This is a genomic window from Enterobacter sp. PL_is379 (assembly GCF_055817355.1).
Window position 1 is genome coordinate 1 of sequence record NZ_JBVPGT010000030.1, and the last position, 12,716, is coordinate 12,716.

Annotated in this window: 14 protein-coding genes; 8 read left to right on the top strand and 6 right to left on the bottom strand. The window is 47.9% G+C overall.

Features of this window, described 5'->3' with window-relative positions:
- The 6 genes from AC0TOY_RS14190 to AC0TOY_RS14215 form a co-directional block, all read left to right on the top strand.
- Positions 1-541: YnfC family lipoprotein (locus tag AC0TOY_RS14190; protein WP_473721973.1), on the top strand; the 541-nt coding region annotated here is incomplete at its 5' end.
- A gap of 53 nt (positions 542-594) precedes the next feature.
- Positions 595-3,807 (top strand): TipJ family phage tail tip protein, encoded by a 3,213-nt coding sequence (locus tag AC0TOY_RS14195; RefSeq protein ID WP_473721974.1) that lies wholly within the window; start codon positions 595-597, stop codon positions 3,805-3,807.
- Positions 3,807-4,760, top strand: a complete 954-nt coding sequence (locus AC0TOY_RS14200) for a DUF6453 family protein (RefSeq protein WP_473721975.1) — start codon at positions 3,807-3,809, stop codon at positions 4,758-4,760. Before AC0TOY_RS14195 ends, AC0TOY_RS14200 begins: the two co-directional genes overlap by 1 nt.
- A gap of 47 nt (positions 4,761-4,807) precedes the next feature.
- Positions 4,808-6,013: a tail fiber domain-containing protein gene (locus tag AC0TOY_RS14205; RefSeq protein WP_473721976.1), complete on the top strand. Its 1,206-nt coding sequence runs from the start codon at positions 4,808-4,810 to the stop codon at positions 6,011-6,013.
- 215 nt (positions 6,014-6,228) lie between these two features.
- Positions 6,229-6,648 carry a translesion error-prone DNA polymerase V autoproteolytic subunit gene (locus tag AC0TOY_RS14210; protein WP_070533012.1) on the top strand — a complete coding sequence of 140 codons (420 nt, stop codon included), beginning with the start codon at positions 6,229-6,231 and terminating at the stop codon, positions 6,646-6,648.
- A 2-nt stretch (positions 6,649-6,650) separates the two neighbouring features.
- Positions 6,651-7,919, top strand: a complete 1,269-nt coding sequence (locus AC0TOY_RS14215) for a Y-family DNA polymerase (protein WP_473721977.1) — start codon at positions 6,651-6,653, stop codon at positions 7,917-7,919.
- Between the two features lie 376 nt (positions 7,920-8,295).
- Here the strand turns inward: AC0TOY_RS14215 and AC0TOY_RS14220 are convergent, their stop codons facing one another.
- Both AC0TOY_RS14220 and AC0TOY_RS14225 read right to left on the bottom strand, forming a co-directional pair.
- Entirely contained in the window at positions 8,296-8,634 is a 339-nt protein-coding gene (locus AC0TOY_RS14220) for a hypothetical protein (RefSeq protein WP_126328652.1), read from the bottom strand.
- A 173-nt stretch (positions 8,635-8,807) separates the two neighbouring features.
- Entirely contained in the window at positions 8,808-9,035 is a 228-nt protein-coding gene (locus AC0TOY_RS14225) for a hypothetical protein (RefSeq protein WP_025910815.1), read from the bottom strand.
- A gap of 148 nt (positions 9,036-9,183) precedes the next feature.
- On the opposite strand from AC0TOY_RS14225, the gene AC0TOY_RS14230 reads away from it, so the two are divergent.
- On the top strand, positions 9,184-9,348 hold the full coding sequence (locus AC0TOY_RS14230) for a YnfU family zinc-binding protein (protein WP_473721978.1): 165 nt from the start codon (positions 9,184-9,186) through the stop codon (positions 9,346-9,348).
- A 240-nt stretch (positions 9,349-9,588) separates the two neighbouring features.
- Here the strand turns inward: AC0TOY_RS14230 and AC0TOY_RS14235 are convergent, their stop codons facing one another.
- The gene (locus AC0TOY_RS14235) at positions 9,589-9,807 is read right to left on the bottom strand and encodes a cold shock domain-containing protein (protein ID WP_267214716.1); all 219 of its coding nucleotides are present in this window, start codon (positions 9,805-9,807) and stop codon (positions 9,589-9,591) included.
- Between the two features lie 288 nt (positions 9,808-10,095).
- On the opposite strand from AC0TOY_RS14235, the gene cspF reads away from it, so the two are divergent.
- Entirely contained in the window at positions 10,096-10,308 is a 213-nt protein-coding gene (gene cspF / locus AC0TOY_RS14240; RefSeq protein ID WP_343582244.1) for a cold shock-like protein CspF, read from the top strand.
- A 51-nt stretch (positions 10,309-10,359) separates the two neighbouring features.
- Here the strand turns inward: cspF and AC0TOY_RS14245 are convergent, their stop codons facing one another.
- The 3 genes from AC0TOY_RS14245 to rstA all read right to left on the bottom strand — a co-directional run bounded on the left by AC0TOY_RS14245 (position 10,360) and on the right by rstA (position 12,680).
- Positions 10,360-11,034, bottom strand: a complete 675-nt coding sequence (locus AC0TOY_RS14245; RefSeq protein ID WP_343582245.1) for an SOS response-associated peptidase — start codon at positions 11,032-11,034, stop codon at positions 10,360-10,362.
- Positions 11,035-11,455: 421 nt separating this feature from the next.
- Positions 11,456-11,716, bottom strand: coding sequence for a hypothetical protein (locus AC0TOY_RS14250; protein WP_024909334.1), 261 nt, complete (start codon positions 11,714-11,716; stop codon positions 11,456-11,458).
- A gap of 247 nt (positions 11,717-11,963) precedes the next feature.
- Positions 11,964-12,680, bottom strand: a complete 717-nt coding sequence (gene rstA / locus AC0TOY_RS14255) for a two-component system response regulator RstA (protein WP_024909333.1) — start codon at positions 12,678-12,680, stop codon at positions 11,964-11,966.
- Positions 12,681-12,716 lie beyond the last annotated feature (36 nt).

Genomic DNA, 12,716 nt, shown 5'->3' on the forward strand with positions numbered 1-12,716 from the left:
TAAAATCGCCATCAGACTAGCTAAGAATGGTTGTGTCGAAAGCTTAGATCTTGATAACGTTTCGTCTGGTCATGAAACAAATCTAAAAAATAGCAATGGAAGTCTTGTTGGCCAAAGAGATGGTAAGCCTTTCTCTATACAACTCGATGAAAAATGTAATATTTTGAGTAAAAATGAAAATGGTGACGAGTTGCGATATAGTCTTTACTCGAATGGCTTAATTAAAGATACCTATTATTTAGGTAAGAAAATATCTGAGCATTTTTATGATGATAATTCTAATTTGATACGTTCTGAGTTTTATGGTTCTGGAAAGGTCCTCTCTAAAAACGAAATATCTTATGTTGATAAAGACAGGAAGCCTCTTGATTATAAAATTATAAACACATCAGTTTACTCGGACGGTTATACAGCAACGAATACTTGTCATTATAGCGAAAAGCTTGTTCCTGAAATATGTAAAGTAACAATGCAGAGCGCAGGGAATCCTGTGCCGAAGCCAGTACTAATGACAGCGAATACGAAAGTTGAATTCTACTAGATTAAACACATTTCAATAAGCCACCTCTGGGTGGCTTTTTTTATGGGCGTAATATGGCAACTGCAATCGCTATAAAAGGCCGCAAGGGCGGCAGTTCAAGCTCAAGGACTCCTACAGAACAGCCAGACGATCTACTGTCAGTAGCCAAGGCAAAAATCCTTCTGGCGCTGGGAGAGGGGGAGTTTGCTGGTGGCCTGACTGCGCGCGATATTTATCTCGATGGCACTGCACTTGAGAACGCAGATGGTTCGCAGAACTTCAGCGGTGTGGCGTGGGAGTTTCGTTCTGGAACTCAGGCGCAAAAATACATTCAAGGGATCCCGGGTACCGAAAATGAAATCAATGTAGGTTCCGAAGTTTCCAGCACCACTGCATGGACGCGCACGTTCACCAATACGCAGCTTTCAGCTGTTCGCCTGCGTCTAAAATGGGCTTCTCTCTTCAAACAGGAGGACGATGGTGATCTGGTTGGCTATTCGGTTAACTACGCAATTGACCTGCAGACAGATGGTGGCACCTGGCAGACAGTGCTAAATACCAGCGTGACCGGGAAAACCACCTCTGGCTATGAACGCAGCCACCGTATTGATTTACCTCAGGCGGGCAGCACCTGGACCATCAGGCTGCGCAAGATTACAGCCGATGCCAATAGCGCGAAGATTGGCGACACGATGACGCTGCAAAGCTTCACAGAAGTAATCGACGCCAAACTGCGATATCCGAACACCGCGCTACTGTACATCGAATTTGATTCGAGCCAGTTCAATGGCTCAATTCCGCAAATTTCCTGCGAGCCTCGCGGACGTGTTATTCGTGTGCCCGATACCTATGACCCGGAAACACGAACGTACAGCGGCACCTGGACGGGCGCATTTAAGTGGGCATGGACGGATAACCCTGCATGGGTATTTTACGATCTAGTGGTCACTGATCGCTTCGGTCTTGGTAATCGGCTAACGGCAGCAAATATCGACAAATGGACGCTTTATCAGGTCGCTCAGTATTGTGATCAACCGGTACCGGATGGAAAGGGTGCTAGCGGAACTGAACCGCGTTACACCTGCAACGTTTACATTCAGGATCGGAATGACGCTTACACCGTCCTGCGTGATTTTGCTGCAATCTTCCGTGGGATGACCTACTGGGGCGACGGCCAGATTGTTGCACTTGCAGACATGCCCAGAGATGTCGATTTTACCTACACGCATGCAAACGTTGTTGACGGCAAATTCGTATATTCCAGCAGTGCAACCAAAAGTCGCTACACGAACGCTCTTGTTTCCTGGTCAGATCCGGCAAATGGATATGCTGATGCAATGGAGCCCGTCTTCGAGCAGGCGCTGGTGGCGCGCTATGGTTTCAACCAGCTTGAGATCACCGCCATCGGTTGCACCCGGCAGTCTGAGGCTAACAGAAAAGGGCGCTGGGGGATCCTGACCAACAATAAAGATAGGATTGTAACGTTCGACGTTGGTCTGGACGGCAATATCCCTCAGCCTGGCTATATAATTGCTGTTTCCGACCGAAATCTGTCTGGGAAAGATTTAGGCGGTCGATTATCTGCGGTTAATGGTCGTGTTCTCAAACTTGACCGGGTGCCAAGTGCTAAGGCCGGTGACAGGATAATGGTAAACCTGCCGTCGGGTATTACCCAATCCCGGACGATTCAGTCCCTGTCCGGCGAAATGGTCACCGTGACAACTGACTTTAGCGAATTTCCGCAGGCTGAAGCTGTATGGGTTATTGAATCTGATGAACTCTATGCACAGCAGTACAGGGTAATTAGTGTCACCGATAACAATGACGGGACATATACCATCACCGGAGCAAATCATGATCCGGATAAATATGCCCGAATTGATACGGGTGCCATCATTGATCAGCGGCCGGTGAGTGTCATTCCTCCAGGTAACCAGTTGCAGCCAGCCAATATCGTGATCGGCTCGTTTTCGGTGGTTCAGCAGAATATCAGCGTCGAAACCATGCGAGTGAGCTGGGACCAGGCACAAAATGCCATCGCCTATGAGGCGCAGTGGCGCCGCAACGACGGGAACTGGGTTAATGTGCCGCGCAGCTCCACCACGTCATTCGACGTCCCGGGGATTTATGCCGGGCGCTACCTGGTGCGCGTGCGCGCCATCAATGCCTCTGAAATTTCCTCAGGATGGGGATATTCGGAAGAGAAGACGCTGACCGGCAAAGTAGGAAACCCACCTAAGCCAGTAGGAGTCACGGCCATGGGCATTAACTGGGGCATTCGTCTTAACTGGGGCTTCCCGGCAAACACCGGCGATACGCTTAAAACGGAAATTCAGTACACAGCCAACAGTGACTTTTCGGATCCTCTCCTGCTCACAGACGTGCCTTATCCATCTGCGGAATACACTCAGCTCGGCCTTAAAGCTGGGCAGGAATTCTGGTACCGCGCGCAGCTGGTTGACAGAACGGGTAACGAGTCCGGGTATACAGAATGGATCAGGGGGATGTCTAACGATAACGCCGATGATTATCTGGGTGATATCGCAGACGATTTTCTTACATCTGCTGATGGGGAGCGCCTCACTGGTGACATTGATACCAACCTCGAGGGAATTCTTCAGAACGCCCTGGCGAACCACGGAACAGTCGAGCACCAGTGGGCACAATATGGGGAAGTGCGTGCCGATATCCTGGTTGTCAAAACGACCATTGCTGACGTGAGCCAGGCAATGGCGGAGATGTCCACTCAGGTGCAGGCGCAGTTTAACGATGTGACTGCAGCTCTTGAAGACAAGCTGACTGCAGTCGTGGACGCCACCGGCGCATCAGCTATTTATACGCTGAAAACGGGTGTCAGGATTAATGGCGTGATGTACAACGCCGGGATGTCGATTGCCGTCCTGGCTGAGGCAGGAAAACCGGTAGTAACCAGGGTTGGATTTAACGCTAACCAGTTCGTGCTGATGAGTGGCAGTGGTGATACCCAGTATTCGCCGTTCGCTGTGGTTAATGGCCAGGTATTTGTCAGCTCAGCGTTTATACAGGATGGCAGCATTACTAACGCGAAGATAGGTAATTACATACGCTCATCAAACTATGTGGCTGGTCCTGGTGGTGCCGGGTGGAATATTGATAAGGGCGGGAATTGTGAGCTTCATGGGGCGCTTTACGCTACCAGCGGCAACTTCGCGTTCACCGGTAACGGTAACGGCGTCACCATTGACGGGAAGGGAGTAAAAGTCGACCTCGGCGGTGGTGATATGATGATTCTTGGGGAGTGGCCATAATGCCAAGAGGATTACGAATACCTTATAACGACGGAGGACCGGCAATGGAAATAACAGCCGGGCTCCGCTGCCCTTCGTTTTGCCAGAATGTTAGTGATGCCGTTTCGGGGAACCAGTTCACAATTAACCAGCGAGTTGATGGAAGTCAGATCGTCCTTATTCCGCGCAATACTGTCGACAGATTTTGGGTGGGCACCAATCTGATTCCAACCATTGTCATGCTGGATGGTTTTACCGTAAACGGCAATACCATGACCATGAACAACTGGCGGAGTGATGGCCTTGGGAGCTCTCGTACTTTTGCCTCATCAATCTGGCAAATTCTACCGACCTCTCCAGGTAGGGGGTTGCTGATTAAGGACAGCACGGATTTCCTCTCAATCACTGATGCCACGATGTCGGGATACTGCGTCTGGCGCGGTACCGTCACCTTCACCGGAAGCTGGGCTACCCCAACGACAAACATCTCCCGCGATCGTTATATGGTGTTCGCCAAATGGAGTGCTGATAACGTCACCATCGAATTCGACGGCTCGAATATTATTGCAACAAAAGACCACTCCGGCCTCGATCAGGATGCTACGGTCACCATGCAAATCGCAATTTTTGCCAGTGGCGTAAGCCCGACGCCTGGGAGGGGGCTAAATATTATTAAGGAAGGTGTCTGTGTGTTCTCCACCACGCGCAGGCCATTTGTGTACCGGAACCAGACCTATACACCATCATGGTCAAATACCGATATTGGCGAGGGCATGATTTTGCTTGGCCGCTATGGCTATAACAGCGAGGTTTACACCGGCTGGGACTATTTGAAATGGGCGGGCCTGATCCGCAGCGGCAATCTGGTGCGTGCCGGGAGGGGAAGAAATGCTGCATCGTGGACATCGAAATACAGCGTCGTAGGACGAAGGCTGACAAGTCTATCCATTCCCGTTATTGATGCAATTTACTGACAACCCGCTCCGGCGGGTTTTTTATTATCTGAATTCAGGAGTCCATTATGTCGGCAGGAACCATTACCCTGACAAACGGGTCCGCTATTGTTGGCGGTTCCGGAACCTCATTCGCAACCGAACTCGCCGCAGGTGATTTCATTGTTTCGACTGTGGGCGGTGTTGATTATACGCTGCCAGTAAAAACGGTTGACGGTAATACCCAGGTGACTCTGGTTAGTAACTTTACCGGGCCTACTAAGGCCGGCGCGGCCTGGTCAGCTGTTCCCCGCGTTGCGCTGAACATGGTAACTGCTGCGCTGGTGGCACAAAGTGCAGAAGCTCTGCGTGGACTGAATTACGACAAACAGAACTGGCAGCAGGTTTACAGCGCCGCCGGAAACATCACAGTGAAGTTGCCAGACGGCACCACCTTCACCGGCCCATCATGGAAATATCTGTCTGACAATATGGCAACCAAGAGCGGAGGGGCCGTACCTGTTAACCAGGGCGGTACCGGATCGACAACCGCATCAGGCGCTCGCACAAACCTCGGTTTAGGAAACAGCGCTACCAGGAACGTTGGATCAGCGGCGGGAACGGTCGCCGCCGGAGATGATTCGAGATTTGTCACTGTGAATGGCAAAACTGGTGGTGATATTTCCACTCAGATTTCAGTGTCTGGAAATGTTTATGCAATTAATAAATCCGTCTCAGATCCAGCCTCAGGTACTGAAGTGTCAGGTAGTGCGTTCTCATCAAATTATATAGTTAACGGTGTCACACGGGTTCTTACAGGATTGTCAGGTAGATATAAATGGGGTGACTCTAATGGATATGGTCAGCTTGACATAGCTCTTTTAGACGGCTCTGGCAACTATGTGAGGGGGGCATCGTACATTTTTTCTGGCAATGGTTCAGCAACTGCTCCTGGGTCATGGGTTCCTAACTCAGATGGTAGACTTAAGTTCGACATCAAACGCATCGAGGACCCGTTAGGAAAAATGGTTAAGCTTCGCGGCGTAACCTGGCAGCGTCTGGATGGCGTGGCCCCAGGGATTGGGTTTATTGCCCAGGAAGTGCAGGATGTATTTCCTGAATTCGTTTTCGAGGGTGGTGACCGTACTCTGGATGATGGTACGGTCGTAGAGAAGGTTTTAAGCCCTGATACCTACGGTGTGGCTGCAGCCCTTCATCATGAAGCCATTCTGGCTTTAATGGACCAAATTGAAGATTTAAAGAAACAGGTCAAAGCGTTGCAGTCTGGAAGCTGAGAAAACCGCCACCTATCGAATGTAAGAATGCGCGGCGACTTAAATCTGTTCACATAGAAACATAACCAAAAAATTTACAAAAGCCATAATTCGAAGCGCCAGAGAAACTTAGAAACGAAACGGCGAAGCTTTAAGCAGTGACGATAGGGCCTGTATCTTGCGGACACTTATAAATAAAACTACTGTATATAAAAACAGTATATGAGGTGTGTGCAATGGAATTTATCAGGCCAACAGAATTGCGAGAAATTATCGCTCTCCCGCTTTTCAGTGACTTAGTACAGTGTGGTTTCCCAAGCCCCGCAGCTGATTACGTTGAACAGCGCATCGATCTCAATGAGTTACTTGTCGCTCATCCGAGCTCAACATATTTCGTTAAGGCTGCCGGCGACTCTATGATCGAAGCAGGGATCAGTGATGGTGACCTGCTGGTTGTGGACAGTTCGCGCACTGCTGAGCATGGTGATATTGTCATCGCAGCGGTGGAAGGGGAGTTTACAGTTAAACGCCTGCAGCTGCGCCCGACAGTTCAGCTCATTCCAATGAACAGCGCTTACTCGCCGATTATCGTCGGCAACGAGGACACACTCGATGTGTTCGGTGTAGTGACTTTCATCGTTAAATCTGCGAGCTGAATATGTTTGCGCTCTGTGATGTAAATTCTTTCTACGCATCATGCGAGACGGTGTTTCGGCCCGATTTGAAAGGGCGGCCAGTGGTTGTTCTCTCGAATAATGACGGCTGCGTAATCGCGCGCAGCGCCGAGGCCAAGGCGGCTGGAATTACCATGGGAGAGCCATTCTTTAAGCAAAAGGATCTATTCCGGCGCTCTGGTGTTGTTTGCTTCAGCAGTAATTACGAGCTCTATGCTGACATGTCCAACCGGGTGATGACAACGTTGGAGGAAATGAGCCCCCGCGTCGAAATTTACAGCATTGACGAGGCTTTTTGCGATCTTAATGGTGTTCGCAACTGCCGGGACCTTACGGAGTTCGGCAAAGAGATCCGTGCGACGGTTCTGAAGCGCACGCACCTGACAGTCGGTGTTGGTATAGCGCAGACTAAAACACTCGCTAAGCTGGCAAACCACGCAGCCAAAAAATGGCAGCGGCAAACAGGCGGGGTAGTGGACCTGTCCAATCTCGATCGCCAGCGCCGACTGCTTGCTCTGGTTCCGGTGGAGGACGTCTGGGGCGTCGGCAGGCGCATCAGTAAGAAGCTTAACGCCATGGGCATCAAAACGGCTTTTGACCTCTCAGAACAAAGCACCTGGATTATCCGCAAGCACTTTAACGTGGTACTCGAGCGAACGGTCAGGGAGCTGCGCGGCGAGCCATGCCTCGAGCTGGAGGAGTTTGCACCAGCTAAGCAGGAAATCGTCTGCAGCCGGTCTTTTGGTGAACGCGTCACAGAATATGAGCAGATGCGTCAGGCCATCTGCAGCTATGCGGCCCGTGGTGCTGAAAAGCTTCGTGGTGAGCACCAGTATTGCCGGTTTATCTCTGCGTTCGTGAAAACCTCTCCCTTTGCGCTTAACGAGCCGTATTACGGTAACAGTGCGTCCATGAAGCTTCTTACCCCCACTCAGGATTCACGCGACATCATTAACGCCGCGGTAAAGTGCCTGGACAAAATCTGGAAAGACGGACACCGTTACCAGAAAGCCGGCATTATGCTGGGTGACTTCTTTAGCCATGGTGTGGCCCAGCTCAACTTGTTCGACGAGAACGCGCCGCGCGCTGGTAGCGATAGGTTGATGGAAGTTCTGGATTATCTGAACGCGAAAGATGGAAAGGGAACGCTTTATTTTGCCGGGCAGGGTATACAGCAGCAATGGCAGATGAAACGGGATATGTTATCTCCACGATATACTACGAGGTATTCAGACCTAATAAAAGTTAGATGATTCTTTAAACGGTATATTCATTCGAACCTAATTATCGGCTATGAGTATTAAGAGTAATATGTCTACTACTATGCTTTTGTAATGTAAATAAGCCCCTGCAATTATACAGGGGCTTATGGATATGATGCCGGGTGCCTCCCGGTGAGTCATTGAGCTAACCACTCGTGACTCGCTGCTTCAGAAATTCACGATGAGCCGCTTGATATACAAATCATCAGGTTAGTTAGCCCTGCCGCTGAGGAGGATTCATCATAAAACCGAATGTAACAGCAATGCTTAGCAAATGATACAAAATTTACTGATGTGCCTCATGATTTTCTTTCGCAGTTTTCACGGTCACGGTATTTTCAGATGGTGAAGGTTAAAATATCGATGTTCATTTTTTTACTTTAAGTCTTGAAACAAAGGTTAAGGTTTTATCTTCTGGGCAAATCATTAGAAAAATTGCTGTGGGAGACTCTTCTAAACGTGTAATTCCATGCAGCATCTGGTAGAGTCTTTTTTTTAGTTTTTCTGCTCCATCTTTTTCAGACTCCCACTCTAAAACTGCCTGACCCTCTGAACCAATGAATGCATGGGATGGAAGTTTAACGCCTCGGTTTGACTTACTTGAATAGTTTCGGTCATGCAAGAGACCTAAGATAAGAGGATTGATATTATTATCTGAGAATGGGGCTTCAATAACTATTAATACTGTGTAATATAGAATTTTCATGGAAGCCTTATGGTTTCTTCAGCAATAAAGTCATATTGCCATGGTGTTGGATGTACATATCTTAATTATAAATGTTTGTGTGGGGGTAAAAAAAAGCCTGCGTTAAGCAGGCTATAATAATTAAACGTAGTTATAATAATTATTTCATGAACGTTGGCGTTGAATCCCTTGCGTCAAAGATACTTCTGCGCCGCATCTAATATTTCCTGAGAGGTAAGCTCTCGATCTGATGCCACATAGACCACTTCATGGTCACCTGTTAAAGAGGGAAAACCTGCTGACATTATCTGAAGGTTTATCACTTCTCCATTAGGATATTCTTCGCGTATTGATGTCACACCTTTAAGCACAGTGATAACTTTACTTGGCTTACCATTAAAAAAAATGATTACTTTTTTCATATATCACCATGTATTTTGATGGCTTTTAGCCCCTGCAGGTGTTCGAAAGGGGGCTGTTTGTTCATTTTTTTTGCCTCTATCGAAATTAAAACAAGCATTATACTGACTTAACGTGTACTGTAACGGTCCATTTGAACTGGAGAAGTCTATGTTAGCACGTAAAAACACTCAATTCCGCCGAAATTATTTAGTAAAATGTCCTTGTCCAAACTGCTCAAAAGATTCCGAACATAGTTACAATCGTGTACAAAAGGGGGCTCAATTGGTGTGCCCATACTGCTGTGCTTTATTCAAATCTCCCCAGCGCTTCTAAAAAAATTAAAAAAATAAGAAGTGATGCTTTTAGAGGCTGCCTAACCTCTTACGCACTTTAATATTTTATAAGCAGTTAGCTTCTGCTTTGAGACTGTTCATGCAGCAGTCCTGCATTTCATCACATCGGTCAGCAAACTTTATGGTAAGTAAATATGCTGGCCTGTTGTAATGATGTGCGTAACCGAACAATCACCTTTCACTGATAAAGCCATGCTGGCTTAAGTAAACCATCTAAAAACTATCTATCGCAAAGTGTTACATTGGCAGCGACTGGACCTTTAGTTCCAGCTATGATAGCGAATTTGACTTTTTGTCCTTCAAATAGAGTATCAAATGTTTCTCCCAGCAGGGAAGAAGTGTGAACAAGAACATCTTTACTTCCATCGAGTGGGGAGATAAAACCAAACCCCTTATCTTCGTTAAACCACTTAACAAGACCTATGATTTTAGATGACATACAAACTCCGTTTGAACATTTCAAACTGACAAGCAAGCTCATGATAAGAAACGTATGCTGGTATATGTATGGACTCAAGAGGAGGAGGTATCAGAGATAACACCTGGTTATGAGAACGGCTTTTGGAAAAGTTAGATTCATCATCGCAACGAATCAGCCAAACCATTAAGGCACGTGTTGAATGATTAAGCAAATTTTATTTTAGCCTTCCAGAAGGCCGTTAAAATAGGATTAGCTATTATTAACTAATCCTGTATAGTCAAATCTGGATTACCATTAGGAAAATATTTGTCTCGTAAAATGACAGGAATTGTCAAAAGTTTTGACTTCAAGAGCGGAAAGGGATTGATTATCCCATCTGATGGCAGAAAAGATGTTTTTTTACATGTTTCTGCATTAAGTAATAGTGAAAGCCAAACGTTAAAGCCAGGTGTTCGTGTTGAATTCTATCGTATAAATGGACTTAGTGGTTCGATGGCTGCAAATATATTCCTTTCTTAAGATAAGATAATATTTAACCAAATATAAAGTGCGCATCAAAAGTACGGCAGATTATATATTTGTTTGTTCTATCAATTTTCTCCCCTGATTTTTTACATTTCCAACATCACGGGCCACTGCATGCCAGATAAACATCTCAGCTGGCACAGTGCCGTCGGCTGCGATCTCTTCAGCTTCTTTCCCACCAATATCCTGCCGCATCCACTCACGTGCCGCTTCTGGTGACAAAACAAGTGGCCGGCGGTCGTGAATGTCGACCAGACCTTTATCCGCTGCCGATGTCACTATAAGAAAACCCTCAGCTTCATCACCACGCTCAAATGGTGTGCTGCCGATCGCTGCCATAAATATTGGTTGGCCATTGGCACGGTGAATGAAGTAGGGCTGTTTATTGTCACCTTCTTTTTTCCACTCGAACCATCCATCGGCGAAGCAGATCGCGCGGCCATGTTGCCATAGAGGTTTAAACATTCTGCTGGTGGCCGCCGTTTCGACGCGCGCATTAATCAGGGGGGCTTTATCCCACCATCCCGGGGCATAACCCCATAATACAGGATCAAGATGTAACTGCTCGTTTCGTTCGCTTAGCAACAGGACCTTCGTGCCTGGAGCCACGTTGTAACGTCCAATCGGCTCAGGGTCGAATGCGATGTCTCGATCGGCTTCATCTGCGAGGTATGCCAGATATTCTTCACGGGTTTGGGCTTGTGCAAAGCGTCCACACATAGAAACCTCCAGCCAGATATCAGACTGAAAGTATAGGGCAGGGAGAAAAAGAGGTGCGCTGGTTAAGTCTTACAAACGAATTCGTGGCGACCATGCTGATCAGATAGAGAGACGTAAAGCAGAGTGTTGCGAACCCGGAAGGAGCTTCGCAAAACAGGGGAATATTGGGGGCAAATTTGGGGGCATTTTGAAAGAAGGGACACCGATAGGGGCATCAAAAAGACCGTGCATGTCCGTATATGTCCGTTAAACGTTTCTGGCTAACTCACTGATACCATGACAAATAAAGCCATTTCAATGAGTTGCGAATTTTCTGCACACTAAAACTGCACAAACAGCTTTTTCATTGGATCTCACCGAAGAAACGCTTTGTGCAGAATATACATGAAACCCGCCGATATTTTCATGTCTGTGAAGCGTGTTACATGGCTTTCGCGCTGTTTTTTACCTTGGCGATGAGTGTTTCCGTTACTGCCAGTCCTTCCGCAATGTGCACATCAATCACATCGGTTCCAAATTCGTTAATCAAATCCAGAAGTATTTCGTAAGACTGGATGAGTTCAAGGAGATCAAAGAGCGCTTTCCGATCGGCGCGTGAGGGAGAGGCATGGCTAAGCGCTGCCTGATTAACAATCCATTCAAGATTGGTTTTGATGGCTTCAACCTGACTGTAGCTATACATATTTCATGGGCTTAAATCCTCATATCAAGATTTTATGGGAGAGGTTTCGTGAGAGCTTCACGGTGAGAAAGCGTTGTAGCCGGGTCAGTGCCAGCTGAAGAAAGGACAGTAGAAGGTTTAATTATGGGATAGTTCGCGTGCTTAGCAAGTTAATTGTTGCGCAAACGGATAAATAAAGGCGCGAAAGAGAGGGAATCACTGTGTAATACCTTCATTTCGCGCATGTTATGCTAACCGGTTAACGGAATCAGGTTTCCCAGGCGTGGGGGGCAAACAGGTAACCCTTATTACGCACGGTTTTAATGCGGTAGGGCTCGGTAGCGTTATCCTGCAGCTTTTTGCGCAGACGCGAAATCGCCACGTCAACGCTGCGGTCCATTCCGTCATAGCTCACGCCACGCAGGTTTTTCAGCAGCGCGTCGCGGTCCATGATTTGCCCGGCGTGCGTTGCCAGCTCCCACAGCAGGTCAAAATCCGCGGTGGAGAGGGCGATAAGCTCGCCAGAGAGCAGCACCTGACGGTTAATGGGGTCAATAGACAGCGTACCGAAGCGCATCGCTTTGTGCGGCGTCAGAGACGCCGCGGGCGCTTCACGTTCGATGCTGGCGTGCTGGCGCAAATGGAGGCGCAGACGTGCAAGCAGGACGGCAGGCGGTGTGGTTTTCAGAATGTAGTCATTGGCACCCATCTCCAGCGACAAGATATGGTTCATATCGCTGTCCAGCGAGGTGAGCAGGACGATAGGGCCCTCCCACCTGGCGCGCAGGTCACGGCAGAGCGTCATGCCGTCTTTGCCTGGCAACATGATATCCAGTAGCACCAGATCGGGGTTTTCACGGACGACCACCTCTTCGGCACGATCGCCGCGAGGTTCAACAATGACGTCCATATCATGTTTACCCAGATAGGCGGCGATCAACTGCCCGACTTCGGGTTCGTCTTCAACATAAACAATCTTATTCATACAGCGTCTGTTTTCGTGAAAAAAGCCAACATACAC

Coding starts and splice junctions, on each gene's coding strand:
- AC0TOY_RS14195 (WP_473721974.1), top strand. CDS start 595: ATGGCAACTGCAATCGCTATAAAAGGCCGCAAGGGCGGCAGTTCAAGC.
- AC0TOY_RS14200 (WP_473721975.1), top strand. CDS start 3,807: ATGCCAAGAGGATTACGAATACCTTATAACGACGGAGGACCGGCAATG.
- AC0TOY_RS14205 (WP_473721976.1), top strand. CDS start 4,808: ATGTCGGCAGGAACCATTACCCTGACAAACGGGTCCGCTATTGTTGGC.
- AC0TOY_RS14210 (WP_070533012.1), top strand. CDS start 6,229: ATGGAATTTATCAGGCCAACAGAATTGCGAGAAATTATCGCTCTCCCG.
- AC0TOY_RS14215 (WP_473721977.1), top strand. CDS start 6,651: ATGTTTGCGCTCTGTGATGTAAATTCTTTCTACGCATCATGCGAGACG.
- AC0TOY_RS14220 (WP_126328652.1), bottom strand. CDS start 8,634: ATGAAAATTCTATATTACACAGTATTAATAGTTATTGAAGCCCCATTC.
- AC0TOY_RS14225 (WP_025910815.1), bottom strand. CDS start 9,035: ATGAAAAAAGTAATCATTTTTTTTAATGGTAAGCCAAGTAAAGTTATC.
- AC0TOY_RS14230 (WP_473721978.1), top strand. CDS start 9,184: ATGTTAGCACGTAAAAACACTCAATTCCGCCGAAATTATTTAGTAAAA.
- AC0TOY_RS14235 (WP_267214716.1), bottom strand. CDS start 9,807: ATGTCATCTAAAATCATAGGTCTTGTTAAGTGGTTTAACGAAGATAAG.
- AC0TOY_RS14245 (WP_343582245.1), bottom strand. CDS start 11,034: ATGTGTGGACGCTTTGCACAAGCCCAAACCCGTGAAGAATATCTGGCA.
- AC0TOY_RS14250 (WP_024909334.1), bottom strand. CDS start 11,716: ATGTATAGCTACAGTCAGGTTGAAGCCATCAAAACCAATCTTGAATGG.
- rstA (WP_024909333.1), bottom strand. CDS start 12,680: ATGAATAAGATTGTTTATGTTGAAGACGAACCCGAAGTCGGGCAGTTG.